Raw genomic sequence first — 26,604 nt, 5'->3', positions numbered from 1 at the left:
GCAGCCCCAATGGCCTCAGCGCTGAACGGGCGTCGGGCGCTGCTGTTCGGCGCGTCGCCCCAGCACCTCGTACACGGACGGATACGCCGGCCGTTCCACATACCGCCCCGCCCCGGCCTCGGCGCGCAGGTCACCATCGGCCCAGAGCACCTTGCCCTGGCTGATGGTGTGGCTGGGGACCCCGCGCACGGTGCGGCCTTCAAAGATATTGAAGTCCACCCGCTGGTGGTGGGTCTGGGCCGATAGAGTGCGAGTGCCCTGCGGGTCCCACAGCACCAGGTCGGCGTCGGCACCCACGCGGATGGCGCCCTTGCGTGGGAAAAGGTTGAAGATTTTTGCCGTGTTGGTGGAGGTCAGCGCAACGAACTCATGCATCGACAGGCGCCCGCTGTTGACACCGGCATCCCACAGCACTGCCATGCGGTCTTCGATGCCGGCGGTGCCGTTGGGGATGCGACTGAAGTCGTCGCGGCCCATGGCTTTCTGTTCGGCGCAGAAACAGCAGTGGTCGGTGGCCGTGGTGTGCAGGTTGCCCGACTGCAAGCCACGCCACAGCGCCTCCTGGTGCTCGCGCGGGCGGAACGGCGGGCTCATCACGTAGCCAGCGGCTGTGGCCCAGTCCGGGTCACGGTAGACGCTGTCGTCCAGCAGCAGGTGGCCGGGCAAGACTTCGCCGTAAACCGGCTGGCCCTTGGCGCGTGCATAGGTGATTTCATCCAGTGCTTCACGGCTGGAAATGTGCACCACATACAGCGGCGTACCGATGGTTTCGGCAATACGGATGGCGCGGCTGGCCGCTTCACCTTCCACTTGTGAAGGGCGCGAAAGGGGGTGGGCCTCTGGTCCGGTCAGGCCCTGGGCAAGCAGTTTTTTCTGCAGGTGGTACACCAGTTCGCCGTTCTCGGCATGCACGGTGGGCACCGCACCCAGTTGCAGGCAGCGCTCGAAGCTGGCCACCAGGGTGTCGTCGGCGGCCATGATTGCATTCTTGTAAGCCATGAAGTGCTTGAAGCTGTTCACCCCATGCTTGGCTACCAGTTCGCCCATTTCTTCAGCCACCTGTTCGCTCCACCAGGTGATGGCAACGTGGAAGCCGTAGTCGCTGGCGCTCTTCTGCGCCCAGCCGCGCCAGGTGTGGAAGGCCTCCAGCAATGACTGCTGCGGGTTGGGGATGACGAAGTCGATGATCGACGTGGTGCCGCCGGCAAGGCCCGCTGCGGTGCCGCTGAAGAAATCCTCGCTGGCCACGGTGCCCATGAATGGCAACTGCATGTGGGTATGCGGGTCGATGCCGCCGGGCATCAGGTACTGGCCGCTGCCGTCGAGGATTTCACAGTCGGTGGGCGGTTCGAGGTTTGGCCCGATGGCACGGATCAGGCCATCGACACACAGGACATCGGCGGGGTAACTCTCTTCGTGGGTGACCACGGTGGCGCCACGGATCAACAGGGACATGCCGTTTTTCCTCGCAGGCTGACCGGTCTGGGCCGGTTCTTGGAATTGTCTCGGGTGCAGGGCAGGCAGGGCGGTTAATCCTGTCAGACCTGACAAGATTCGAGGCTAGATGCTGATTTGGGAATCTTCAAGAAAATTTTCCTATTATTTTTGTGGTTTTTAACTGTTTGAAATTTAACACTTAATTTTTATTGACCTGCTGACTTCGGGGGTTTCAGGGGTTATTGACTGACTTGACAAGATGGAATTCTGGTCAAGATTTCTAAGCACCAATACGCGTGTGTACTCCGGCCATCGAATTAGCCCGATGAGCAAACAACTACAAGAAAATCTGGAGAAGGGCCCATGCAACAGAGCAGATCGGAAGTGGTCGAGCAGGATGGCCTGTTTGAGCTGTCCGAGGGCAGTGATGTCCTCGACAGCCCGCGCTACAACCAAGACATCGCGCCGACCAAGGTGCACCAGCGCACCTGGAACAAATGGCACATCACTGCCCTGTGGGTGGGCATGTCCATTTGCGTACCCACCTACACCCTGGGTGGCGTGCTCACCGCCTACTTCGGCCTGAGCGTTGGCGAAGCGCTGCTGGCGATCCTGCTGGCCAACGTGATCGTACTGATCCCGCTTACCCTCAACGCCTTCCCAGGCACCAAGTACGGCATCCCGTTCCCGGTGCTGCTGCGTTCGTCGTTCGGCATCCTGGGCTCCAACGTACCGTGCCTGATCCGCGCCGTGGTTGCCTGTGGCTGGTTTGGTATCCAGACCTTGTTCGGCGGCTTGGCCATTCACCTGTTCCTGGGTTCGGTGTTCGATGGCTGGAAGGCCTTGGCCGGTACTGGCGAGGTGATCGGCTTCATGATCTTCTGGTGCCTGAACCTGTGGGTGGTGCTGCGCGGCGCCGAGTCGATCAAGTGGCTGGAAACGCTCTCGGCACCGCTGCTGGTGGCGGTGGGTGTCGGGCTGCTGTTCTGGGCCCTGCCGCACATGTCGATGACCGAGCTGCTGGCGCAACCGCCCAAGCGGCCGGAAGGGGCGAGCGTGGTCAGTTACTTCTGCGCCGGGCTTACGGCCATGGTCGGCTTCTGGGCCACCTTGTCGCTGAATATTCCCGACTTCAGCCGTTACGCACGTAGCCAGAAAGACCAGATTCTTGGGCAGATCTTCGGCCTGCCGCTGACCATGTTCCTGTTCGCTTCGCTGGGTGTGGTGCTGACCGCCGCGTCGGCGTCTCTGGTGGGCGAGACGGTGTCCGACCCGGTCAGCCTGATCGGCAAAATCCACAGCCCGTTCTGGGTGGCCCTGGCCATGGCGCTGATCGTGATTGCCACACTGTCGACCAATACGGCGGCGAACATCGTGTCGCCGACCAACGACTTCCAGAACATTGCCCCACGCCTGATCGGGCGCAGCCGTGCGGTATGGCTGACCGGCTTTATCGGCCTGGCGCTGATGGGCCATGAACTGCTTAAGAAACTGGGCCTGATTGTCTCGGACCTGAGCCTGGAGAGCGTGTACTCCAACTGGCTGCTCGGTTACTCCAGCCTGCTCGGGCCGATTGCCGGGATCATGGTGGTGGACTACTTCCTGGTCCGTCGGCAGCAGCTGGACCTGGCCGGGTTGTACCGCGATGACGTCTACCCGGCGTGGAACTGGGCCGGGTTTGCCGCCTTTGCCTTGCCCGTGGGGCTGACGTTACTGGCGATTGGCAACAGCAGTTTCAGCTGGTTCTACGACTACGGCTGGTTTACCGGCTCGCTGCTGGGCGGCGCGCTGTACTACGTTCTCGCCGGTTTGGCTGTGGGAGCGGGTTCACCCGCGAAGAGGCCCGCACCGACCACAAAAAAAGCCTGAAGGAGAAACCCGTGACCCCAGTCAAAGAGATGCTTGAAACCACCGCCCGGCACGTCGACAGCAACCGCCTGTGGCAATCGCTGATGGACCTGGCCCGCCTCGGTGCCACCGCCAAGGGCGGTGTCTGCCGCCTGGCCCTGACCGACCTCGACCGCCAGGCCCGCGACCTGTTCGTGCAGTGGTGCGAGGCGGCCGGGTGTGAGGTCAGTGTCGACGGCGTCGGCAACATCTTCGCCCGCCGCCCGGGGCGTAACCCCAAGCTGCCCCCGGTGATGACCGGCAGCCATATCGACACCCAGCCCACGGGCGGCAAGTTCGATGGCTGCTTCGGTGTGATGGCCGGGCTGGAGGTGATCCGTACGCTGAACGACCTGGGCGTGGAAACCGAAGCACCGCTGGAAGTGGTGGTGTGGACCAACGAAGAGGGCTCGCGCTTTGCACCGTGCATGATGGGTTCAGGCGTGTTCGCCGGCAAGTTCAGCCTGGCGGAAACCCTGGCCAAGCGCGATGCCCAGGGTATCAGCGTGGGTGAAGCCTTGAACGCCATCGGCTACGCCGGTACGCGCGCGGTGCTGGGCCATCCGGTTGGGGCTTATTTCGAAGCCCATATCGAACAGGGCCCGATCCTTGAGGACCAGGCCAAGACCATCGGCGTGGTGCTCGGAGCGCTGGGGCAGAAGTGGTTCGACCTGACCCTGCGCGGCGTCGAAGCCCACGCGGGCCCGACACCCATGCACCTGCGCAAGGACGCCCTGGTCGGCGCTGCCGCCGTGGTGGAGGCGGTCAACCATACCGCCCTCGGCCACCAGCCCCATGCCTGTGGCACTGTGGGTTGCCTGCAGGCGTATCCAGGCTCGCGTAACGTGATCCCGGGTGAGGTGCGCATGACCCTGGACTTCCGCCACCTGGAGGGCGAGCAACTGAGTGCGATGATCGCCGAGGTGCGCGGGGTGATCGAGGCAACCTGTACCAAGCATGGCTTGAGCCACGAACTGGTGCCTACGGCCGACTTCCCGGCATTGTACTTCGACAAAGGCTGTGTCGATGCCGTGCGCGCCTCGGCGCAGGCGCTGGGGTTGCCGCACATGGACATTGTCAGTGGCGCGGGGCATGACGCGATCTTCCTGGCCGAACTAGGGCCAGCGGGGATGATTTTCGTGCCCTGCGAAAACGGCATCAGCCACAACGAAATCGAGAACGCCACGCCCGATGACCTGGCGGCGGGCTGCGCAGTGTTGCTGCGGGCGATGCTGGCGGCGTCGGAGGCGATTGCCAGCGGGCGCTTGGCGGCCTAGCACCTCGGGCATCAGGCGACCGCGCTTTTTGTGGGAGCGGCCTTGTGTCGCGATCGGGCTGCGCAGCAGCCCCAGGGTTTGGAAGTAAACGCTGATATCGCTGGGGCTGCTGTGCAGCCCGATCGCGACACAAGGGCGCTCCTACAGGGACCGCGCTGCTGGTGCTGGTTGTGTGAGGCCTTCCACAAACGCCGCAATCTGCCGGTCACCACGCAGATGCACAACCGGCACCTGCGGGCCGATTGCCTGGCGGTTGGCTTCGATACCTGGCCGATAGCCCCGGTCGAACGTCCACACAAACTTCAGGAAGGTCAGAAACGCCCGGTCCAGCCGCTCGGTACACCCAGCCGGCAGGTCTGGCCGTGGCTTGTTCAGCACACTGCGCAGGATGACCCGCTTCAGGCATGTCAACCGTGGTGTATCCAGCCAGATAACCAGGTCGGCCCGTGGCAAGCGCAGGTCGAAGGTGCGGCGGCTGTAGTTGCCCTCGCATACCCACGCTTGCCCGCTAACCGCATCGCGTACCCGGCTGCGAAAGGTCTCGGCATCCGGCTCTACCCAGCCGGCCTCCCAGAACAACGTGTCAAGGTGTACCACCGACGCCCCCAGGCGGGCGCCGATCTGCCGGGCCAGGGTCGATTTGCCACTGCCGGCGTTGCCCAGAATCACGATGCGTTGCATGACCAAGTCCTTTTGGAAAAACCGGCCATGTTAATTCATCCGGTCAGCTCAAGACAGCCATCCCGGCCAAGGTGATAGCGCTGCAGGTCCTGCGCCAGGGTCAGGTGCCCGCTGTAGTGGACGAGGGCTTCGTCACGCACGTTGTCGATATTCGGGCTGCGCCTTGGGTCGCTCTGGTAGCGGGCGCTGAAATGCGTCAGCACCAGGTTGCGCACGCCCGCCGCTTCGGCAAAGCGCGCCACCGCCGCTGCAGTACTATGGCCGAAGGTGACCCCGGTGCGTTCGACCACGGCCTGGGTGAACGTGGCTTCGTGCACCAGCACATCCGCGCCTTGGGCAGCGTCGGCCAGCAGCTCGGGGGTATCGTTGTCGCCGCACACGATCACCCGCCGCGGTGGCCGGGAAGGGCGCAGGTAGTCGTTGCCATTCAGCAACTGCTCGCCATGCTGCACCGTCAAACCCCTGGCCAGCTCGCCCCACAGCGGGCCACGCGGTATGCCTTCGGCTTCCAGGCGGGGGATGTCCAGGCGCGGTTCGGGGTTGAGTTCGGTGAATATGAACCCGACGCTCGGAACGCGGTGTGACAGCTGAACGGTGGTTACCTGCAGAGTATCGTTGCGCCATTCGACCAGATCTTCCACGGCCAGCAGGCGCAGTTCGAACGGCAGGAAGGTATCGCTGGCGGCCAGGCCCTGGCGTACCCAGTCATGCAGCGCGGCGGGCAGGATCAGTTCCAGCGGCTGCGTACGCCCGCTCATGCCGGCACTGGCCAGCAGGCCGGGCAGGCCGAAGCAATGATCGCCGTGCACGTGGGTGATGAAAATGGCGCGCAGGTCGCGGATCGACAGCGGGGTGCGCAGCAGCTGGTGCTGGGTGCCTTCGCCGCAGTCGACCAGGTACCAGCCGCTGCCACTGGCTTCGATCACCGCCGTGGCGCTGACATTGCGTGCCTTGGTGGGCACCCCGGCGCAGGTGCCGAGGAACAGCAGGTCCATGTGCAACCTCCTTGATTCAGCCCAGCAGCGGTTTCAGGAAGCTGCGCTCGTAGCTGAGGATGAAGCGTTGCTCTGTAGCTGTGGCTACTGCAGCGATGCATTCCGGGTCGGTCTCGGCCTGCCTGCGGTACTGCTCGTAGGCCGCCAGGCTGGGGAAGCTGAACAGGCAGTACGCGATGTTGTTAGCGCCCTCAGCAGGCAGGAAGTAGCCGTGATGCTGGCCGCCCATGCGCGTGACGAGGCCTATCCACTGGCGTGAATAGGCCTCGAACGCAGGCAGCTGGTAAGGGTCGACGATGTATTTGACGTGGCAGGTGATCAATGTGCTCGCTCCTTCGAGGTATGACGGGCGCACACCTTAGCCGCATTGCTGCCTGCCGTCGACGGCCTGCTAGTCTCCCTGCCGCCAAATGAGCTTGCTGGTGTCATAACCTTGCTCCCGGGCGATGGTCAGCAGTTGCTCGCGCTGCTGGTCGGTGACCGCAGGCGTGCGTGAAAGCAGCCACAGGTACTCGCGGTTGGGGTGGCCCACTAGCGCCACCCGGTAATCCTTGTCGTGATACAGCACCCAGTACTCGCCCTTGGTCAGGCCCGGTGCCAGGCGGCTGAACCAGTTGTCGAAGCGCACCCACAGCTTGTCGGTGCTGCCCGGCTGCTGGGCCTCGGCGATGCCCTTGGCTTCGTTCCACTGGCCGTCCTTTTCCTTGCAGCGGTTGGTCACGTCGATCCGGCCATCCGGGCGCAGGCCATAGTGCGCCTCGGACTGCACGCAGTTGCGCTGGAAGAACATCGGCAGCCGGCCCAGTTCATACCAGGTGCCCTGGTAGCGTTGCAGGTCGACCTGCTGGGTGCGCGGCGGTGCCGGTTGATCGTTGCCGGCGCAGCCGAGCAGCGCCAGGGTCATGCAGGAAAGCAGCAGCGTAGTGCGCAGCGCCATGGTTGACCTCCTTGGAGCGGATAGGGGCTTCCTGTGTTTCGATGCCTGCGCGGGGCAAAAGTTGTATGGGATTACACCGTGTCGAATGAACCGGTCTGCACCTGGCCTGCGCGCACGTAGCGGCTGATGATCACGCCCTTGGGCGAGACTTGCGACTGCTGCAAGGTAAAGGCCGCTGCTGCTGCGTCATGACCGAACAGGCGTTTGCCTTGGCCGAGCAGCAGCGGGTGGATCAGCAGTTGCAGTTCATCTACCAGGTCTGCCGCCAGCAGTTGCTGCACCAGTTCGGCGCTGCCCTGGGTCAGCAGGTTGGCGCCGTCCCGTTGCTTGAGCGAGCGTACTGCAGCGGCGATGTCCGCGCCGAGGGCGTGGCTGTTGTGCCAGTCGAGGGTGGCAGGGGTGTGGGTGGCCACATGTTTGGGCACGCTGTTGAACAGGTTGGCGATGGAGAAGTCTTCGGCGTTGTCTTTGATGTTTGGCCAATAGCCGGCAAAAATGTCGTAGGTGCGCCGGCCCAGCAGCAGCTCAAAGGGCTGGCTGAACAATGCCTGCATGGCCTGGCCAAACACTTCCTCGGCGTAGGGCACGATCCAGCCGCCGTAGGCGAAACCGCCGCTGGTGTCTTCCTGCGGGCCGCCGGGAGCTTGCATCACGCCGTCGAGGCTGATGAAGGCGGCTACGATGAGTTTGCGCATGGGGACTCTCCTGTTGGCAGCCCGGTGGCTGCTTTCATGGGTAGTCGAATGGCACCAGGCAGAATCGACACAGGTCTCGAAAGCGATGCAGTTCCTGTGTAGGAGCGGCCTTGTGTCGCGAACGGGCTGCGAAGCAGCCCCGGCAATTTGTGCATTTGCGCTGAAATCCCGGGGCTGCTTCGCAGCCCGTTCGCGACACAAGGCCGCTCCTACAAGAGACTGCATTAGCCGATCAGGTGGGGCCAGTGCAGGTTTACGTCACAGCCAGTAGGTCACCGCCCACCAACCCAGCCCACCCATCACCACGGTATAGGGCAAGGCCATCCACACCATCCGCCCATACGACAGCCGGATCAGCGGCGCAATCGCCGAGGTCAGCAGGAACAGGAACGCTGCCTGCCCATTCGGCGTTGCCACGCTGGGCAGGTTGGTGCCGGTGTTGATCGCCACCGCCAGCGTTTCGAAATGCTCGCGGCTCATGCTGCCATTGAGAAACGCCTGCTTCACTTCGGTTATGTAGATGGTGGCGACAAACACGTTGTCGCTGATTGCCGACAGCAAACCGTTGGCCAGGTAGAGCATGCCCGGTTGCTGCTCGGCCGGCAGTGTCAGCACCCAGCTGATCAATGGGCTGAACAGCTGCTGCTGATGAATGACCGCGACCACGGCGAAGAACACCACCAGCAACGAGGTGAACGGCATGGCGTCCTGGAAGGCGCGGCCCAGCCGGTGTTCGTCGGTGATACCGGTAAACGCCGTGATCAGCACGATCACCATCAGGCCGATCAGGCCAACCTCGGCCACATGCAGCCCCAGGCAGACAATCAGGATCAGCGCCGCGAGCCCTTGTACCCACAGCGCGACGCGCTGTGCCTGGGTGCGTGCGGCGTCATCCTCTGCCGCATAGGCGGCCAGCACCTGACGCACTGGCTCGGGCATCAACGTGCCGTAGCCGAACAGGCGCAGTTTTTCCAGCAGTACGCAGGTCAGCAGGCCGGCACCCAGCACTGGCAGCGACACAGGTGCCACCTTGAAGAAGAAGTCGGCGAAGTGCCAACCCATCTCGTGGCCGATCAGCAGGTTCTGTGGCTCGCCCACCAACGTGCACACGCCACCCAGGGCGGTACCCACTGCGCCGTGCATCAGCAGGCTACGCAGGAAGTCGCGGAACTGGTCGAGGTCTTGGCGGTGCAGGTGGGCGATCTGCTGGTCGCTGTCCAGCGCGCTTTCCTCGCGTGGGTTGGCGCCAGACGCGACGCGGTGGTACACGGCGTAGAAGCCGACCGCAGCGCTGATGATCACCGCCGTCACGGTCAGCGCATCGAGAAACGCCGACAGGAACGCCGACAGCACGCAGAACAGCAACGCCAGAATTGCCTTCGAGCGCACCCCGAGCAAAATGCGCGAGAACAGGAACAGCAGCAGCTCCTTCATGAAATGGATGCCGGCGACCATGAACATCAGCAGCAGGATCACCGGGAAGTTGTGTTGCAGTTCCTCATACAGCGCCTGTGGCGTGGTCATCTGCAACAGCAAGGCTTCGATCAGCAGCAGGCCGCCCGGCATCAGCGGGTAACACTTCAGCGCCATGCCCAAAGTGAAAATGAACTCGAGCACCAGCGCCCAGCCGGCTGCAACCGGGCCAACGGTAACCAGCAGCAGCGGGTTGAGCACCAGGAACAGGCAGATGACCACCTTGTACCAAAGCGGCGACTGGCCCAGAAAACCATGGGCGAGGGCGCCGGACAGGGAGCGTGGCATGAATATGTATCCTTATGATTCGGCGATGGCGCACGGTGCCGGATTGGCGCGTCTTAGGCAAGGCGTGGAGTCCCGTTTTTGGCACAAGTACGGCCATCGGGCTGGGTTACCATCCACGCCATGAATCCTTCACCCGCAGGAGTGCCGCCCGTGACCGAGTACAGTGCGTTCAAGGTTGAACTGACCGACAACATCGCCCACGTTCAGATCAATCGCCCGGAAAAGGTCAACGCGATGAACGCGGCCTTCTGGGAAGAGATCATCGCTATCTTCCAGTGGATCGACGACACCGATGCCGTGCGGGCGGTAGTGATCAGTGGTGCCGGCAAGCATTTTTCCGCAGGCATCGACCTCATGATGCTGGCCTCGCTGGCTGGGCAAATGGGCAAGGACGTGGGGCGCAATGCGCGCTTTCTGCGTAGCACCATCCAGCGCCTGCAAGCCTCGTTCACCGCCGTGGACAAATGCCGCAAGCCAGTGCTGGCGGCCGTGCAGGGCTACTGCATCGGCGGCGCCATCGACCTCATCTCCGCGTGTGACATGCGCTACTGCAGCAGCGACGCGCAGTTCTCGATCAAGGAAATCGACATGGGCATGGCCGCCGACGTCGGCACATTGCAACGTTTGCCACGTATCATTGGCGACGGCATGATGCGCGAGCTGGCCTTCACCGGGCGCAACGTTGCGGCCGACGAGGCCCTGCGCATCGGCTTGGTCAACCGGGTCTATGATGATCAGGCCGCACTGATGGACGGTGTCTTTGCCATAGCCCGCGAGATTGCTGCAAAATCACCGATCGCCGTGGCCGGCACCAAGGAAATGCTCAGCTACATGCGTGACCATCGCATTGACGATGGCCTGGACTACATCGCCACCTGGAACGCCGCGATGCTGCAGTCCGAAGACCTGCGCGTGGCCGTGGCGGCGCACATGAGCAAACAGAAACCGACGTTCGCCGACTGATCGGGCCGGGGGACGCGCAGTCAAGGAATCTCCCGACATGTCAGCACGCTGGACTACTGCAGTACTCGACCCGCAGATCACCGGGGGTGTGGCCGTGGCCCGCAGCCCGGAAGGGTTTCTGGTGGACGACAACGGCGCGCTGTTCCCCCGCGACTGGCTGAAGCGCCAGGACCTCGATGTGCTGTGCGAGCATGGCATCGGCCACTTTGACGGCCAGCCGGTATTTTTGCTGGAACTGCGCAGCGCCACCGATGTGCCCGGCTGCAGCTGGCGTGGACTGCGTGCGTTCATGCTCGAAGGCGACTTCGACACCTACAAAGTACTGGGTTACGCCGCGCAGATCGGCACCTGGGCCCGCGAGCACCGTTTCTGCGGCAGCTGTGGCCAGGCGATGACACAAATTCACTGGGAGCGGGCGATGTACTGCCAGCCGTGCGACCTGCGCAGCTACCCGCGTATTTCGCCGAGCATGATCGTGCTGGTGACCCGTGGTGATGAAATCTTGCTGGCGCGCTCGCCGCGCTTCGTCACCGGTGTGTACAGCACCCTGGCGGGTTTTGCCGAGCCGGGTGAGTCGGCCGAAGACTGCCTGGTGCGCGAAGTGCGCGAGGAAGTGGCCGTGGACGTGCAGAATATCCAGTACGTCGGCAGCCAGTGCTGGCCGTTCCCGCATTCCATGATGCTGGGTTTCCATGCCGAATATGCCGGGGGCGAGATAGTCATGCAGCCGGACGAGATCGAGGATGCCCAGTGGTTCAGCGTCCACGACCTGCCGCCGCTGCCGGCCGGGCGGTCCATTGCCCGGTACCTGATCGATCTGTATGTGGCCAGGCGTTTAGGCTTGCCCGAACCAGTGCTGCCACGCTAGGCGCACAGTCAGTGCCAGCACCACGGTGATGAACACCGGGCGGATGAATTTGCTGCCGCCGCTGATCGCCGTGCGTGCGCCGAAGAAGGCGCCCACCATGACCGACAGGCCCATGCACAGGCCGACGATGTAATCCACCTGCCCGGAAATGACGAACACCGTCAGCGCCGCGATGTTGCTGACGAAGTTCATGCTGCGCGCCACCCCGCTGGCGCGGACCAGGTCGATGGGGTACAGCAGCAGGGTGCTGACCGTCCAGAACGCTCCGGTGCCTGGCCCTGCGACGCCGTCGTAGAAGCCCAGGGTGAAGCCTTGCGGTACCTGCCACTTCTTCTTGATGGGTGCATCGGCATCCAGCGGGGCCTTGGGTGTGCCGCCGAACAGCAGGTAGATGCCACAGGCGAAGACGATTACCGGCAGCATCTTGTTCAGCCATTCGGCTGGCATGTAGTGGGCGATGACCGCGCCGAGCAACGCCCCGGTCAAGGTGGCGAACAACGCCGGGCGCCACTGCGCCGGGTGGAACAGTTTGCGCTTGTAGTAGGTGAAACCTGCGGTGGCCGAACCGAAGGTGGAACTGAGTTTGTTGGTGCCCAGCACCAGGTGCGGTGGCATGCCGGCAGTGAGCAGGGCCGGGGTGGTGAGCAGGCCCCCGCCACCGGCGATGGCATCGATGAAACCGGCGACGAAGGCGACCAGGGCCAGAATCAGCAGGGTTAAGGGTTCTACGGTGAGTTCGAAGGGCATGGGGGTCTTGGCAGGCAGGGAGGCAAGGTGCGGCAAAAGGCCGCGCTAGAAGGGTGACATGGTAATCCTGGGAGGGGTGTGTTGCCAGTGGCGGCCTCTTCGCGGGTAAACCCGCTCCCACAGGTTCAGCGTCGAACCTGTGGAAGCGCTGTACCTGTGGGAGCGGGTTTACCCGCGAAAGGGCCGTTACAGGTGATCACATCAGCTACGGATAAACGCCAGCAAATCCGCATTGATCACATCGGCATGGGTAGTCGGCATGCCATGCGGGTAACCTTCGTAGGTTTTCAACGTGCCATTGGGCAGCAGCTTCGCCGAAAGCACCCCAGAGTTTTCATACGGCACGATCTGGTCATCGTCCCCATGCATCACCAGTACCGGCTGGTTTATGCCTTTGAGGTCTTCGGTGAAATCGGTCTGGGAAAACGCCACGATGCCATCGTAATGGGCCTTGGCGCTGCCGATCATGCCCTGGCGCCACCAGTTGGCGATGATGCCCTCGCTGGCTTCGACACCGGGGCGGTTGTAGCCGTAGAACGGCCCGGCCGGTACATCCCGGTAAAACTGCGCACGGTTGTTGGCGACCTGGGCCTGGAAGTCATCGAACACCGACTTGGGCAGGCCGCCAGGGTTGTCGGGCGTTTGCACCATCAGTGGCGGCACGGCGGCGATCAGCACCGCTTTGGCCACCTTGTCCTGAGGGTAGCGGGCCATGTAACGCACCACCTCGCCACCGCCGGTGGAGTGGCCGACATGCACGGCGCCCTGGACACCCAGGTGGGCAACCACGGCTGCCACATCATCGGCGTAGTGGTCCATGTCGTGGCCGTCCCATACCTGGCTGGAACGGCCATGACCACGCCGGTCATGGGCTACCACGCGGTAGCCCTGAGCGAGAAAGAACAGCATCTGGGCATCCCAGTCATCTGCGCTCAGCGGCCAGCCGTGGTGGAAGTGAATGACCGGGGCGTCGCGTGGGCCCCAGTCCTTGTAGAAAATCTGCACGCCGTCCTTCGTGGTTACATGGCTCATGATCGTGTCTCCTGTCTGCAGGAACCGAAGGGAGCTATTGAGAATAGGAGAGATTCCGGCGCAGCAAGCGCCGGTCGTCTTCAGACAGTGTCGCGCAGTCTGTACCAGGCTTTGGCGGCGGCTTCCAGCGGTGCTGCGAGCAGGTCCCCGCCGGGGAACCGGCCATTGTCGATGCCTTGGTACAACGCCAACAGGTCGTCGTCACCGAGGATGGCATCGCTGACCGCCCGCGCCGCGGCCAGGGTAGGCAGTATGCCGTGGCCGGAGAAACCCTGCAGCCAATAGCGCTGGTCTTCGCGGCCGACGTCAGGGGTGCGCCGGGTGCTGCAATCGATATGGCCGCCCCAGGCATAGTCAATGGCTACCCCGGCCAGTTGCGGGAACACCCGCTCCAGGTAAGGGCGCGTGGCGCTGGCGACGTCCTTGGGAATGCCGCCCAGGTAAGTGCAGCCGCCACCGAACAGCAGGCGATGGTCCGGGGTGAGGCGCAAGTAGTCGGGTACGAACTGGTTGTCGATCACGCAGCTGTTGCGCGGCAGCAGTGAGCGGGCGAAGTCGGCGTCCAGTGGTGCGGTGGCGACCTGGTAGGAACCGACTGGCAACAGGCGTCGCGACAGGCCGGGGTCGAGGCGGTCGATGTAGGCGTTGCAGGCCAGCACCAACACCTGGCAGCGCACTTCGCCGTTGTCTGTGCGGGCAACATAGCCGTTGCCGGCTTTTTGATAACTGAGTACCCGGCTTTGTTCGTAGATGTGCCCACCACCCGCTTCTAGGGTGCTGGCCAGACCTTGGGCCAGCTTCAGCGGGTTGAGGTGGGCGCCTTTGGCGTCGTAGAGCGCAGCCTGGTAACGCGGGCTGTCGATCCATTGCGGCAGCTCGTCGCGGCTGATCAGGCGCAGGGCGTCGTAGCCCCATTTGCTTTCGGCATCGTGCAGGGCTTCTTCAAGCATTTTCACCCGGCGCGGCAGCACGGCGGTCCACAGGCTGCCCAGCCTGTAGTCGATATCGAAACCATGGCGCTGGGGCAGCTCGCGCAGTTCGTCGGCGGCCCAGCACATGCTCGCCCACAGGCGCTGGGTACGTTCCAGGCCCAGGGCTTTTTCCAGTGGCGGCATGTCGCAGGACCAGCCCAGCAGCGCCTGGCCGCCATTGCGCCCGGAGGCAGCCCAGGCCACGCGGCTGGCCTCCAGCAATGTGACGCGCTTGCCGGCCTGGGTCAGGCGCAGGGCGGTATGCAGGCCACTGAAGCCGGCGCCGATGATCAGCACATCAGTGTCGTGGAGGCCTTGCAGGGTAGGGCGCAGCGGAATGTTGGCGGGGTAGGTCTGGGCGTAGTAGCTGGCGACGTGCTGGGCGGATTGTTTGAACATGCAGAAGCCTCGTGAAAATTATTGTGATTATTTTCATGAAAACTTAGCAGGGAAATTTCATAGCGCCAATGTGTCAGGCAGGGTTTAGTCGTTTGCCTGTTATTAATGTGCTGCCTGAGCAGGCCCTATCGCCGGCAAGCCAGTGCAGAAGTTTCAGGTTGTCGCTTTTTTCCGGGGCTGGCGCGGCTTGCCCGCTGCCGACTTGCTTCCGGCCGCTTTGCTTTTTCCACTGCCACCGCGACGCTTCTTCTTCCAGGGCGGTGCTGCCCCGGCTGCCGGCCCGCTGATGGTCATGCGCATGCCGCTGCAACGTTCCACCAGTTTGCCCATCCACGCCGACTGCCGGGCCACGAATTCTTCCAGGCTCATCTCGCCGCTTTGCACCATGTCCAGCGCCTGCTCCCAGATCGCCGTGGTGCCGGGGTCGGCGATGGCGCGGGGTACGGCATCAATCAGGCTGAAGGCCGCGGGTGTGGCCGCGAGCGCCTTGCCGTTCTTCACCAGGTAGCCGCGGTCGAGCAGGCCCTGGATGATGCTGGCGCGGGTGGCCTCGGTGCCGATGCCGGTGGTTTCCTTGAGCTTCTGCTTAAGGCGCGGGTCGTCCACCAGCTTGGCCACGTTTTTCATGGCCTTGATCAGGTCGCCTTCAGTGAACGGCTTGGGCGGCTGGGTCCACAGGTCTTTCAGTTGCAGGCCTTGCACGGTGCAGTCCTGGCCTTCGCGCAGCACGGGCAGCACCTGGGCCGGCGGTGCTTCGCGGCCTTTTGCCGGGGTCAGCGCCTCGGGCAGGGCGCGGCGCCAACCCGGTTCGACGATCTGCTTGCCCACTGCGCGCAAGGCATGGCCGGCACAGTCGAAGTCGGCCTGGGTGCGGTCGTACTCATGATTGGGCAGGAACTGCGCCAGGTAGCGGGCGCGGATAAGCGTGTACACCGCCTTGTGCTTGGCCGGCAGGCGTGAGGGATCGCTGGCGGCGGCGGTGGGGATGATGCCGTGGTGGGCGCTGACCTTGGCGTCGTTCCATGCCCGCGAGCGGCGTTGGGGCTCCAGGTAGGGCTGTAGCGGCGCCAGGCTGGCATCGGCCCGTTGCAGGGCAGCCAGGATGGCGGGGGCCTCGGCGTGCTGGCTATGTGGCAGGTAGCCGCAATCGCTGCGCGGGTAGGTGATCAGCTTGTGGGTCTCGTACAGGGCCTGAGCGATGTCGAGGGTTTCCTGGGCGCCCAGGCCGAACTTTTTCGAGCACAGCTCCTGCAGGGTGCCGAGGTCGAAGGGCAGGGGCGCGGCTTCACGCATGCGCTCGGTGGTCACCTTGACGGCCCGGGCCGTACCGGCATTACCGATGGCGGTGGCAGCCTGTTGCGCCAAACCCTGGTTCAGGCAGCGGCCCTGATCGTCGCAGGCATCTTCGGGGGCACGCCATTGGGCGTTGAAACGTTGGCCTGCGTGTTCAAGCTGTACGTCGATGGCCCAGAACGGCACCGGCACGAAGTCGGCAATGCTGCGGTCGCGGTCGACCACCAGGCGCAAGGTGGGTGTTTGCACCCGCCCCACCGGCAGCACGCCCTGGTAGCCGGATTGGCGGCCAAGCAGGGTGAACAGCCGGCTCATGTTCATGCCGATGAGCCAGTCGGCGCGGGAGCGGCCCAGCGCCGAGTGGTACAGGTTGAACGTTTCGTGGCCTGGCAGCAGGCGCGCCAGGGCCTTGCGGATGGAGGTGTCATCCAGCGCCGACAGCCAAAGGCGCTGCACCGGGCCGCGGTAGCGGCAATGCTCGACCAGCTCGCGGGCGATCATTTCGCCTTCGCGGTCGGCATCGGTGGCAATTATCAGCTCCCGGGCTTCGCCGAGCAGGCGCTTCACCGCCTTGAACTGGCTGGCGGTTTTGGGCTTGACCAGCATCTTCCACGTGTCCGGGATGATCGGCAGGTCGGCCAGGTTCCAGCGCTTGTAGCGTTCGTCGTAGCTGTCGGGCGGGGCGGTTTCCAGCAGATGGCCGATGCACCAGGTTACGCAGACATCGGTACCTTGCCAGCAGCCGTCGCCCTTGCGAGTGGCGCCAAGCACTTTGGCGATGTCTTTTGCCTGTGAGGGTTTTTCGCAGAGGAACAGGCGCATGGCCGGGAACGCTTCATCGGGGGTGATGGGCACTAGGATGCGCAAGCGGGGGCGCGGAGGCAAGTTTTATCTGGATGGATGTACAGGTTTTTGTCAGGGGAAGTATCTTGGGCCTGTTCCGGCCCTTTCCCGGTTGAACCCGCTGCCACAAGGGCCCCCACAATTTGCAGATGTATGGGGCCCCTGTGGGCTGGTCATGGATCAGGCGTGCGAGTCGCGCACCATGTCCACGTGCGGGATGCCGGCTTCGAGGAATTCCTCGCTGACCACGCGAAAGCCCAGCCGCTCGTAGAACGGGGTGGCGTGCACCTGGGCGCTGAGCGTCTGCTGCTTCAGGTCGCGGTTCTGTGCTTCGACGATGACCGCATTGACCAACGCATCGCCAACCTTCAGGCCCCGCCAGTCCTTGAGCACGGAGATGCGACCGATGGTGCCGTCAGCCAGCAGGCGCGCGGTACCAATCGGATAGTCGCCTTCCTGGGCCAGGAAGTGGACGGCGTCCTGATCTTCCGAATCGAACTCCAGCTCTGGTGGAATGTGCTGCTCGGCGACGAACACCGCTTCACGGATACGGCGGATGTCGGCGTTGTCTTTGTGCCAGTCGGCAAGGCGAACGCTGATCTTATTCATTGGCGAATCCCAGGCTTCCTTGTTTGACCAGCTGCTGTACAAGCATAAGGCCATCTTCATCCTGCAGCCACTCGGCGAGGTTGTCGACATGCAGGGCATCGGCCGCGCACACCAGCTTCAGCAGCTCGCGCAGTTTGCCTGGCAGTGGGCAGCTACGGCCGCTGGCGAACAGCAGCAAGTCGTCTTCGAACTCTGACCAGGCCATGCGGGCGCTCGGGTTGCGGATCAGGATGGCGCCTTGCTCGAGGGCGTCGACCAGCTCCTGCTCGCTCAGCTCTTCGCCAACGATCTGTTCGGGGTAACGCGGCTCGGTCATGAACTGGCCGAACCAGGTCAGCAGCAGGTCCTTGTCGCCCATGTGCTTGTCGAGCAGGGCCTTGAGGCGGTCGAGGGCGTCGTGCTGGATCTGGTGTGGGTCGCTGACCGGCTGGGCGTCGGCGTCACTGTAGCGTTCTTCGTCCGGCAGGAACTGGCCCAGGAAATCGGTGAAGTGGGTCAGTACTTCGGCGGCGCTTGGCGCGCGGAAGCCGACCGAGTAGGTCAGGCAGTCGTCCACGGCTACACCGTAGTGGGCCAGGCGTGGCGGCAGGTAGAGCATGTCACCTGGTTCCAGGGTCCATTCGCCGCTCTGCTCGAAGTCGGCAAGGATACGCAGGTCGGCGTGCTCCAGCAGCGGGCTGTCGCTGCTGCACATCTGGCCGATCTTCCAGTTGCGCTGGCCGTGGCCCTGCAGCAGGAACACGTCGTAATTGTCGAAGTGCGGGCCAACGCTGCCACCGGGGGCGGCGAAGCTGATCATCACATCGTCGATACGCCAGCTGGGCAGGAAGCGGAAGTTTTCCAGCAGTTCGGCCACTTCCGGGACGAACTGGTCCACGGCCTGTACCAGCAGGGTCCAGTCCTTTTCCGGCAGCTCGGCGAAGGTGTCTTCATTGAACGGGCCGCGGCGCAGCTCCCACGGGTGTGCACCGTGTTCAAGCACGATACGCGACTCGACTTCCTCTTCCAGGGCCAGGCCAGCCAGTTCGTCGGGGTCGATCGGGCTGATGAAGTCCGGGAAGGCCTGGCGCACCAGCAGGGGCTTCTTCTGCCAGTAGTCGCGCATGAATTCGCGGGCCGAGATGCCGCCGAGCAGCTGCAGTGGAGTATCAGGATTCATGTTCAACCTATTGAAAAAACGTAGTTTTCGTCCGGGAATAAAAACGCCCGGCCAGGCCGGGCGTTGTATGCGACGCTCAGCTTAGATGCGTTTGGCCTGGGCTGCCGCGTTACCGATGTAGGTAGCGGGGGTCAGCTGCTTGAGCTCGGCCTTGGCTTCGGCTGGCATGTCGAGGCCGTCGATGAAGGTGAGCAGCGCGTCCGGGGTGATGCCCTTGCCACGGGTCAGCTCTTTGAGCTTCTCGTAGGGGTTTTCGATGTTGAAGCGGCGCATCACGGTCTGGATCGGCTCGGCCAGCACTTCCCAGCAGGCGTCCAGGTCGGCGGCGATGCGGGCTTCGTTGACTTCCAGCTTGCCGATGCCTTTCAGGCTGGCTTCGTAGGCAATGACGCTGTGGGCAAAGCCCACGCCCAGGTTGCGCAGCACGGTGGAGTCGGTCAGGTCGCGCTGCCAGCGCGAGATCGGCAGCTTGCTGGCCAGGTGCTGGAACAACGCATTGGCGATACCCAGGTTGCCTTCGGAGTTTTCGAAGTCGATCGGGTTGACCTTGTGCGGCATGGTCGAGGAGCCGATTTCGCCGGCAACGGTCTTCTGCTTGAAGTAGCCCAGCGAGATGTAGCCCCACACATCACGGTCGAAGTCGATCAGGATGGTGTTGAAGCGGGCGATGGCGTCGAACAGCTCGGCGATGTAGTCGTGCGGCTCGATCTGGGTGGTGTACGGGTTGAACTGCAGGCCCAGCTCGTCTTCGATGAAGGCGCGGGCGTTCTCTTCCCAGTCGATCTGCGAGTAGGCCGACAGGTGGGCGTTGTAGTTGCCCACGGCGCCGTTGATCTTGCCCAGCAGTGGTACGGCAGCGACCTGGGCGATCTGGCGCTCCAGGCGATACACGACGTTGGCCAGCTCTTTACCCAGGGTAGTCGGCGAAGCCGGCTGGCCGTGGGTGCGCGACAGCATTGGCACGGCGGCGTGTGTGTGGGCCAGGGTGCGGATGGCGTCGGCGATCTGGCGCATCAGTGGCAGCAGCACGTCGTCACGGCCGGCGCGCAGCATCAGCGCGTGGGACAGGTTGTTGATGTCTTCGCTGGTGCAGGCGAAGTGGATGAACTCGCTGACCTTGGCCAGCTCAGGCAGCTTGGCAGCCTGCTCCTTGAGGAGGTATTCGATCGCCTTGACGTCGTGGTTGGTGGTGCGCTCGATTTCCTTGACGCGCTCGGCGTGCTCAAGTTTGAAATCGGTGGCCAGGTTGTCCAGCAGGGCATTGGCTTCGGCGGTGAACGCCGGCACTTCGCCGATCTGCGGGTGGGCGGCCAGGCGCTGCAGCCAGCGCACTTCGACCAGGGCGCGGAAACGGATCAGGCCGAATTCGCTGAAAATGGGGCGCAAGGCCTGGGTTTTGCCGGCATAACGGCCGTCTACAGGGGAAACCGCAGTGAGCGAAGAGAGCTGCATGGGGTGTTCTCGGACAGTCAGGCTTTTGGAGGGCGCATATCATACATGAAAAATACGCCGAGGTCGGGTGGCTGACCAAAGGTCGGGCCTATTTGATGCTGGTGGCAAACCCTGTGGGAGCGGGCTTGCCCGCGAACACCGGCGAAGCCGGTGCCATCCACCGAGTCGCCTGCTTCGCGGGCAAGCCCGCTCCCACAAGGATCAGCGCAGCCCCTCAGCTGGCGCTGCGCATCATGTCGTACAGTTCGTTCAGCAGCTTGCGCCGGCTGAACACCAGCTGCCAGCGGTGACCGCCCAGCTGGCGCCACAGGCGTGCGGCGCGGATACCGGCCAGCAGCAGGGCGCGGATTTTCGAGGCGTTGCTGGCCTGCTGCAGGAAGCGCATGTCGCCATGCACCTGAATACGCTGGCGCAAGGTGCTCAGGGTGTCCTGGTACAAGGCTCCACTGGAAGCAATGACGTTTTCGTGAACCAGGCCAAAATGGTCAGCCTGGGACTGGATTTGTGGCAGGCGGTTGCCAATGGTGTCGAGCAGGTCGCCACGTTTGTTCAGCTGGCGCTCCAGGCCCAGCATCGACAGGGCATAGCGCAGTGGCTCGCGCTGCAGGCTGCTGGGGTCGCGCTCCAGGGCACCGGCCAGCGCACGGTAGCCGTCACGCAGGTTCAGGTCGTCACCGCCGAACACCTCCAGGGTGTTCTTGGGGTCGCGGACCAGCAGGCTGCCGAGCATGCAGCCGATGTTGGCCTCACTGGCCTGGCCGGTGCGGGCGATGCGGTCTACCAATACGGCGGCCTGAAACACACCGCCCAATGCAATCAGCTGCTCCTGCAGGTTGCTCATGCGCGCGGGCTCCAGGGCTCGGCGGCTTCGATCACGCCGCCGCCCAGGCATACTTCACCGTCATAGAACACTACCGACTGGCCTGGGGTAACGGCGCGTTGCGGTTCGTCGAACACAGCGCGGTAGCCGCTGGCCGTAAGCGCCAGGGTGCACTGCTGGTCGCTCTGGCGGTAGCGGACCTTGGCGGTGAGCTGGCGCGGGCTGCTGAGGTCGATGGGGTTGACCCAGAAGATGTCCGAGGCGAGCAGGGCGCGGGAGAACAGCCAAGGGTGTTCGTTACCCTGGCCGACCACCAGCACGTTGCGGGCCAGGTCCTTGTGCAGCACGTACCACGGCTCGTCACCGGCATCCTTCAGGCCGCCAATGCCAAGGCCCTGGCGCTGGCCGATGGTGTGGTACATCAGGCCATGGTGGCGGCCGATCACTTCACCTTCGGTGGTTTCGATGTTGCCCGGCTGGGCTGGCAGGTACTGCTTGAGGAAGTCGCTGAAGCGGCGCTCGCCAATGAAGCAGATGCCGGTGGAATCTTTTTTCTTGGCGGTGGCCAGGCCGTGTTTTTCGGCGATGGCGCGCACTGCCGGTTTTTCCAGCTCACCGACCGGGAACAGGGTGCGGGCAATTTCCTTGCCGCCGACGGCGTGCAGGAAGTAGCTCTGGTCCTTGTTCGGGTCCAGGCCCTTGAGCAGTTCGGTGAGCGCGCCAGTGTCACGACGGCGCACGTAGTGGCCGGTGGCGATCAGGTCGGCACCCAGTGACAGGGCGTAGTCGAGGAACGCCTTGAACTTGATTTCGCGGTTGCAGAGGATGTCCGGGTTGGGCGTGCGGCCGGCCTTGTATTCTTCAAGGAAGTGCTCGAACACGTTGTCCCAGTATTCGGCGGCGAAGTTGGCGGTGTGCAGCTTGATGCCGATGCGGTCGCAGACGGCCTGGGCGTCGGCCAGGTCTTCACGGGCGGTGCAGTATTCGGTGCCGTCGTCTTCTTCCCAGTTCTTCATGAACAGCCCTTCCACCTGGTAGCCCTGCTCGATGAGCAGAAGGGCGGAGACGGAAGAGTCCACGCCGCCGGACATGCCGACGATGACGCGGGTCTTGGCGGGGTCTTTGAGTGCTGGGCTGGTCATGGTTACCGGTGTGTATCAAGGGAAAAACGTCGATTCTATCAAACCCGTGGCGACGCGTCAGTCGCGTAGCAGGGTAAGGCTGTGCAAGGGGCCTTTGAGGTAGTCTTCAAGGCAACGTGGCACCAGCTCGCTGCGCCAGCGGGCCGGGTCGGCCAGCAGCTCGTCGCGGGTCAGCCACACGGCGCGGACGATGTCGCTGTCCAGCGCCAGGTCGGCGTGATGGCACACCGGGCGGGCAGCAAAGCAGATGCGCTGGTAGGTCACGCCGTTGCTGGGGGCAGTGTAGAGATAGATACCGACCACGCCGGTGAGCTCGACTTCCCAGGCGGTTTCTTCCAGGGTTTCGCGCAGCGCGGCCTGGGGCAAGGTTTCGTTGGGCTCCAGGTGGCCGGCGGGCTGATTGAAGACGTGCAGGCCGGCTTTGAATTCTTCGACGAAGAGGAACTTGCCCTCGTGCTCGACGATGGTGGCGACGGTGATGTGGGGTTGCCAGGTCATGAGCATTTCCTATGGTTGGCACGGGCCCTGTAGGAGCGGCCTTGTGCCGCGAAAGGGCTGCGAAGCGGCCCCAGGTAATCAGCTTCGCAGCAAAAAACGCCGGGGCCGCTTCGCGGCCCTTTCGCGGCACAAGGCCGCTCCTACAGGGGCCGTGCAAGCTCTTTCAGAAAGCAAAAACCCCGGTGCGTGGCCGGGGTTTTTGCTGTTACTTCAAGCGAACCTTACAGGGCAGCAATGGCGCTGTTCAGGGTCTGGCTTGGGCGCATCACCTTGGCGGTCAGCTCGGCATCCGGGGCATAGTAGCCACCGATATCGGCCGGCTTGCCCTGAACGGCGTTGAGCTCGGCGACGATGGTCGCTTCGTTCTCGGCCAGGGTTTTTGCCAGCGGTGCGAAGCGCGCTTGCAGCGCAGCGTCGTCGGTTTGAGCGGCCAGGGCTTCAGCCCAGTACAGGGTCAGGTAGAAGTGGCTGCCGCGGTTGTCGATACCGCCAACTTTGCGCGAAGGCGACTTGTTGGTGTCGAGGAACTTGCCGGTGGCCTGGTCCAGGGTGCTGGCCAGAACCTTGGCGCGCGGGTTGTCGTAGGTGTTGCCCAGGTGCTCCAGGGAAGCGGCCAGGGCCAGGAATTCACCCAGCGAGTCCCAACGCAGGAAGTTCTCTTCAACCAGCTGCTGCACGTGCTTGGGCGCCGAACCGCCGGCGCCGGTCTCGAACAGGCCACCACCGTTCATCAGCGGCACGATCGACAGCATCTTGGCGCTGGTGCCCAGTTCCATGATCGGGAACAGGTCGGTCAGGTAGTCGCGCAGCACGTTGCCGGTCACCGAAATGGTGTCCTTGCCTTCGCGGATGCGGGCCAGGGAGAACTTGATGGCGTCGACCGGAGCCAGAACACGGATGTCCAGGCCAGTGGTGTCGTGATCCTTCAGGTACTGCTGCACCTTTTCGATCATCACGCCGTCGTGGGCGCGGGCCGGGTCCAGCCAGAACACCGCAGGGGTGTTGCTCAGGCGGGCACGGTTGACGGCCAGCTTGACCCAGTCCTGGATCGGCGCGTCTTTGGTCTGGCACATGCGGAAGATGTCACCGGCTTCGACGTTCTGCTCCAGCACAACGTTGCCTTTGCCATCGACCACGCGCACGACGCCGTCGGCCTTGATCTGGAAGGTCTTGTCGTGGGAACCGTACTCTTCGGCTTTTTGCGCCATCAGGCCAACGTTCGGCACGCTGCCCATGGTGGTCGGGTCGAAGGCGCCGTGCTGCTTGCAGTCTTCGATGGTGGCCTGGTAGATACCGGCGTAGCAACGGTCCGGGATCACGGCCTTGGCGTCTTGCAGTTCACCGGCGGTGTTCCACATCTTGCCCGAGTCACGGATCATGGCCGGCATCGAGGCGTCGACGATCACGTCGCTCGGCACGTGCAGGTTGGTGATGCCTTTGTCGGAGTTGACCATGGCCAGAGCCGGGCGCTGGGCGTACAGGGCCTGGATGTCAGCCTCGATCTCGGCCTGCTTGTCGGCTGGCAGGTCCTTGATGCGGGCGTACAGGTCGCCGATACCGTTGTTGGCGTTGAAGCCTACTTCGGCCAGGGCTGCGGCGTGCTTGGTCAGCACGTCGTTGTAGAACTCTTCGACGATGACGCCGAACATGATCGGGTCGGAAACCTTCATCATGGTGGCTTTCAGGTGCACCGACAGCAGCACGCCGGCGGCCTTGGCATCAGCGATCTGCTCGGCGATGAAGGCTTTCAGGGCCTTGCGGCTCATGGTGGCGCAGTCGATGATTTCGGCGGCCTTGACGGCGGTTTTTTCTTTCAGGACGGTGGTGCTGCCGTCTTTGCCAACCAGCTCGATGCGCAGGCTGTCGTCAGCTTCGATCAGTGCGGCTTTTTCGCTGCCGTAGAAGTCGCCCTGGGTCATGTGGGCAACGTGCGACTTGGAGTCAGCGGACCAGGCGCCCATCTTGTGCGGGTGCTTGCGGGCGTAGTTCTTGACCGACAGCGGCGCGCGGCGGTCAGAGTTGCCTTCGCGCAGCACCGGGTTCACGGCGGAGCCCTTGATGCGGTCGTAGCGGGCACGGGACTCTTTCTCGTCCGCGGTGGCCGGCTCGTCGGCGTAGTCAGGGATGTTGAAGCCCTTGCCTTGCAGTTCCTTGATCGCGGCCTTGAGCTGCGGTACCGAGGCGCTGATGTTTGGCAGCTTGATGATGTTGGCTTCAGGGGTGGTAGCCAGCTGGCCCAGTTCCGCCAGGTGATCGCCTACTTGCTTCTCTGCGCCCAGTTGCTCCGGGAAGGCGGCAAGGATACGGCCGGCCAGGGAGATGTCGCGAGTTTCGACGGCGATGTCAGCCGAAGCGGTGAAGGCTTCGACGATCGGCAGCAGCGAGTAGGTGGCGAGGGCGGGGGCTTCGTCGGTGAAGGTATAGATGATCTTGGAACGGGTGGGCATGCGGGTTAACTCTCTGTGTGCTGAGCGTGCTCGAGTCTCGTGGTGCGCAGGGTAGGCGCATCGCCCTGGCAGCGCCATGAGCGGAAAGTCGAGAGGCTGCGAGCGGTGATGGTGGATGCATCAGTCGAGCGTCAATGCTGAGCTGCGGTAACAACCCAGGCTTTTCGGCCATTCATGGCCAAGGGCGGTCCGCATTTTCCTGGGATTCGCCCCGATGACCCTACGGTCGCGGCGGAGTATACCAAACCATTCGGGCTAATCAGCAAGGCCAAGTGATATCGGCCCATTTATAAGACCAAAGACGTAGCTGCAATGTGGCGGGTTGTCGCATGCCTTGCAGGTCGGCAGATGTGGTTTAGGCTCAGTGGATCGCACGATGTCCAATCACACCCGACAGCGGAGTAGTGCAAGCATGGGATACCAGAAAATCAAGGTTCCGACCGACGGCACCAAGATCACCGTCAATGCAGACCATTCGCTCAACGTTCCTGACAACCCCATCATTCCTTATATCGAAGGCGACGGGATTGGCGTCGATGTCTCGACGGTAATGATCAAAGTAGTGGATGCGGCGGTGCAGAAGGCCTACGGCGGCAAGCGCAAGATCGCCTGGATGGAGGTGTATGCTGGCGAAAAAGCCACCCAGGTTTACGACCAGGACACCTGGTTGCCGCAGGAAACCCTCGATGCCGTACGTGATTACGTGGTGTCGATCAAGGGCCCGCTGACCACCCCGGTAGGGGGTGGCATCCGCTCGCTCAACGTGGCCCTGCGCCAGCAACTGGACCTGTACGTGTGCCTGCGCCCGGTGCTGTGGTTCCAGGGCGTGCCGAGCCCGGTGAAGAAGCCCGGTGATGTCGACATGGTGATCTTCCGCGAGAACTCCGAGGACATCTATGCCGGTATCGAGTGGAAGGCCGGTTCGCCTGAGGCGAACAAGGTGATCAAGTTCCTCAAGGAGGAAATGGGCGTCACCAAGATCCGCTTCGACCAGGACTGCGGCATCGGCGTCAAGCCGGTATCCCGCGAGGGCACCAAGCGCCTGGTGCGCAAGGCCCTGCAGTACGTGGTGGACAACGACCGCGAATCGCTGACCCTGGTGCACAAGGGCAACATCATGAAGTTCACCGAGGGGGCCTTCAAGGACTGGGGTTACGAGGTGGCCAGGGACGAGTTTGGTGCCGAATTGCTGGATGGCGGCCCTTGGATGAAGTTCAAGAACCCCAAGACCGGCCGCGAGGTCATCGTCAAGGACGCCATCGCCGACGCCATGCTGCAGCAGATCCTGCTGCGCCCGGCCGAGTACGACGTGATCGCCACCCTCAACCTCAACGGTGACTACCTGTCCGACGCCCTGGCGGCGGAAGTGGGCGGTATCGGCATCGCGCCGGGGGCCAACCTGTCCGACACCGTGGCCATGTTCGAGGCTACCCACGGCACCGCGCCCAAGTATGCCGGGCAGGACAAGGTGAACCCTGGCTCGGTGATTCTCTCGGCAGAGATGATGCTGCGGCACATGGGCTGGGCCGAGGCGGCCGACCTGATCATCAAAGGCACCAACGGTGCGATCGGTGCCAAGACCGTGACCTACGACTTTGAGCGCCTGATGGACGGCGCCACGCTGGTGAGCAGTTCAGGCTTTGGCGATGAAATGATCAAGCATATGTAGGCAATGCAAAACCGGCCGCTTC

23 protein-coding genes are annotated in these 26,604 nt (G+C 63.4%); 5 read left to right on the top strand and 18 right to left on the bottom strand.

All coding sequences use genetic code 11. The annotated features are described in order from the left end of the window. Window positions 1–15 precede the first annotated feature (15 nt). A complete protein-coding gene (gene hydA / locus OZ911_RS19275; protein WP_016488147.1) occupies window positions 16–1,455 on the bottom strand; it encodes a dihydropyrimidinase in 1,440 nt (479 codons plus the stop codon). A gap of 345 nt (window positions 1,456–1,800) precedes the next feature. Here hydA and OZ911_RS19270 point away from each other — a divergent pair, with 345 nt between their 5' ends. Next, complete coding sequence (locus OZ911_RS19270; RefSeq protein WP_023047433.1) at window positions 1,801–3,306, top strand: NCS1 family nucleobase:cation symporter-1; 1,506 nt, start codon at window positions 1,801–1,803, stop codon at window positions 3,304–3,306. A 29-nt stretch (window positions 3,307–3,335) separates the two neighbouring features. Next, a complete protein-coding gene (locus OZ911_RS19265) occupies window positions 3,336–4,601 on the top strand; it encodes a Zn-dependent hydrolase (protein ID WP_269803297.1) in 1,266 nt (421 codons plus the stop codon). A gap of 141 nt (window positions 4,602–4,742) precedes the next feature. On the opposite strand, the gene OZ911_RS19260 is transcribed toward OZ911_RS19265, so the two are convergent. From OZ911_RS19260 to nhaB, 6 genes are all read right to left on the bottom strand, one after another. Beyond that, the gene (locus OZ911_RS19260; RefSeq protein ID WP_016488144.1) at window positions 4,743–5,282 is read right to left on the bottom strand and encodes a P-loop NTPase family protein; all 540 of its coding nucleotides are present in this window, start codon (window positions 5,280–5,282) and stop codon (window positions 4,743–4,745) included. A gap of 35 nt (window positions 5,283–5,317) precedes the next feature. Further along, window positions 5,318–6,277, bottom strand: coding sequence for an MBL fold metallo-hydrolase (locus tag OZ911_RS19255; protein WP_016488143.1), 960 nt, complete (start codon window positions 6,275–6,277; stop codon window positions 5,318–5,320). A gap of 16 nt (window positions 6,278–6,293) precedes the next feature. Continuing rightward, a complete protein-coding gene (locus tag OZ911_RS19250; RefSeq protein WP_016488142.1) occupies window positions 6,294–6,599 on the bottom strand; it encodes an NIPSNAP family protein in 306 nt (101 codons plus the stop codon). Between the two features lie 69 nt (window positions 6,600–6,668). Further along, entirely contained in the window at window positions 6,669–7,214 is a 546-nt protein-coding gene (locus tag OZ911_RS19245) for a lipocalin family protein (RefSeq protein ID WP_016488141.1), read from the bottom strand. 71 nt (window positions 7,215–7,285) lie between these two features. After that, window positions 7,286–7,909 (bottom strand): dihydrofolate reductase family protein, encoded by a 624-nt coding sequence (locus OZ911_RS19240; protein ID WP_016488140.1) that lies wholly within the window; start codon window positions 7,907–7,909, stop codon window positions 7,286–7,288. Between the two features lie 258 nt (window positions 7,910–8,167). After that, the gene (gene nhaB, locus OZ911_RS19235) at window positions 8,168–9,670 is read right to left on the bottom strand and encodes a sodium/proton antiporter NhaB (RefSeq protein ID WP_023047431.1); all 1,503 of its coding nucleotides are present in this window, start codon (window positions 9,668–9,670) and stop codon (window positions 8,168–8,170) included. 150 nt (window positions 9,671–9,820) lie between these two features. On the opposite strand from nhaB, the gene OZ911_RS19230 reads away from it, so the two are divergent. Beyond that, window positions 9,821–10,633: a crotonase/enoyl-CoA hydratase family protein gene (locus tag OZ911_RS19230; RefSeq protein ID WP_023047430.1), complete on the top strand. Its 813-nt coding sequence runs from the start codon at window positions 9,821–9,823 to the stop codon at window positions 10,631–10,633. 37 nt (window positions 10,634–10,670) lie between these two features. After that, a complete protein-coding gene (nudC, locus tag OZ911_RS19225; RefSeq protein WP_016488137.1) occupies window positions 10,671–11,501 on the top strand; it encodes an NAD(+) diphosphatase in 831 nt (276 codons plus the stop codon). Here the strand turns inward: nudC and OZ911_RS19220 are convergent. The 11 genes from OZ911_RS19220 to OZ911_RS19170 form a co-directional block, all read right to left on the bottom strand. Further along, window positions 11,469–12,248 carry a TSUP family transporter gene (locus OZ911_RS19220; protein WP_024717416.1) on the bottom strand — a complete coding sequence of 260 codons (780 nt, stop codon included), beginning with the start codon at window positions 12,246–12,248 and terminating at the stop codon, window positions 11,469–11,471. The genes nudC and OZ911_RS19220 overlap by 33 nt on opposite strands. Before the next feature lie 201 nt (window positions 12,249–12,449). After that, the gene (locus tag OZ911_RS19215) at window positions 12,450–13,280 is read right to left on the bottom strand and encodes an alpha/beta fold hydrolase (RefSeq protein WP_016488135.1); all 831 of its coding nucleotides are present in this window, start codon (window positions 13,278–13,280) and stop codon (window positions 12,450–12,452) included. 80 nt (window positions 13,281–13,360) lie between these two features. Continuing rightward, window positions 13,361–14,650, bottom strand: coding sequence for an NAD(P)/FAD-dependent oxidoreductase (locus OZ911_RS19210; RefSeq protein WP_016488134.1), 1,290 nt, complete (start codon window positions 14,648–14,650; stop codon window positions 13,361–13,363). 153 nt (window positions 14,651–14,803) lie between these two features. Beyond that, on the bottom strand, window positions 14,804–16,765 hold the full coding sequence (locus tag OZ911_RS19205) for a DNA topoisomerase III (RefSeq protein WP_070086363.1): 1,962 nt from the start codon (window positions 16,763–16,765) through the stop codon (window positions 14,804–14,806). A gap of 201 nt (window positions 16,766–16,966) precedes the next feature. Beyond that, window positions 16,967–17,395 carry a GNAT family N-acetyltransferase gene (locus tag OZ911_RS19200; RefSeq protein ID WP_016488132.1) on the bottom strand — a complete coding sequence of 143 codons (429 nt, stop codon included), beginning with the start codon at window positions 17,393–17,395 and terminating at the stop codon, window positions 16,967–16,969. Beyond that, window positions 17,388–18,554 (bottom strand): ribosomal protein uL16 3-hydroxylase, encoded by a 1,167-nt coding sequence (locus OZ911_RS19195; protein ID WP_016488131.1) that lies wholly within the window; start codon window positions 18,552–18,554, stop codon window positions 17,388–17,390. The genes OZ911_RS19200 and OZ911_RS19195 overlap by 8 nt, the downstream gene beginning before the upstream one ends. A gap of 81 nt (window positions 18,555–18,635) precedes the next feature. After that, window positions 18,636–20,006, bottom strand: coding sequence for an adenylosuccinate lyase (gene purB, locus OZ911_RS19190; RefSeq protein ID WP_024717417.1), 1,371 nt, complete (start codon window positions 20,004–20,006; stop codon window positions 18,636–18,638). Between the two features lie 214 nt (window positions 20,007–20,220). Next, window positions 20,221–20,847 (bottom strand): high frequency lysogenization protein HflD, encoded by a 627-nt coding sequence (gene hflD, locus OZ911_RS19185; RefSeq protein WP_016488130.1) that lies wholly within the window; start codon window positions 20,845–20,847, stop codon window positions 20,221–20,223. Further along, on the bottom strand, window positions 20,844–21,968 hold the full coding sequence (gene mnmA, locus OZ911_RS19180) for a tRNA 2-thiouridine(34) synthase MnmA (protein WP_016488129.1): 1,125 nt from the start codon (window positions 21,966–21,968) through the stop codon (window positions 20,844–20,846). The genes hflD and mnmA overlap by 4 nt, the downstream gene beginning before the upstream one ends. 57 nt (window positions 21,969–22,025) lie before the next feature. Further along, window positions 22,026–22,466, bottom strand: a complete 441-nt coding sequence (locus OZ911_RS19175; RefSeq protein ID WP_016488128.1) for an NUDIX hydrolase — start codon at window positions 22,464–22,466, stop codon at window positions 22,026–22,028. Window positions 22,467–22,687: 221 nt separating this feature from the next. After that, a complete protein-coding gene (locus tag OZ911_RS19170) occupies window positions 22,688–24,913 on the bottom strand; it encodes an NADP-dependent isocitrate dehydrogenase (RefSeq protein ID WP_016488127.1) in 2,226 nt (741 codons plus the stop codon). Between the two features lie 412 nt (window positions 24,914–25,325). Between OZ911_RS19170 and icd the strand changes: the two genes are divergently transcribed. Beyond that, a complete protein-coding gene (gene icd, locus OZ911_RS19165) occupies window positions 25,326–26,582 on the top strand; it encodes an NADP-dependent isocitrate dehydrogenase (protein ID WP_268968455.1) in 1,257 nt (418 codons plus the stop codon). Window positions 26,583–26,604 lie beyond the last annotated feature (22 nt).

The sequence above is a fragment of the Pseudomonas fortuita genome (genome assembly GCF_026898135.2).
Lineage (GTDB): Bacteria > Pseudomonadota > Gammaproteobacteria > Pseudomonadales > Pseudomonadaceae > Aquipseudomonas > Aquipseudomonas fortuita.
The sequence above is the reverse complement of the archived record's forward strand: the minus strand, read 5'-3'. Positions and strand labels throughout refer to the sequence as shown.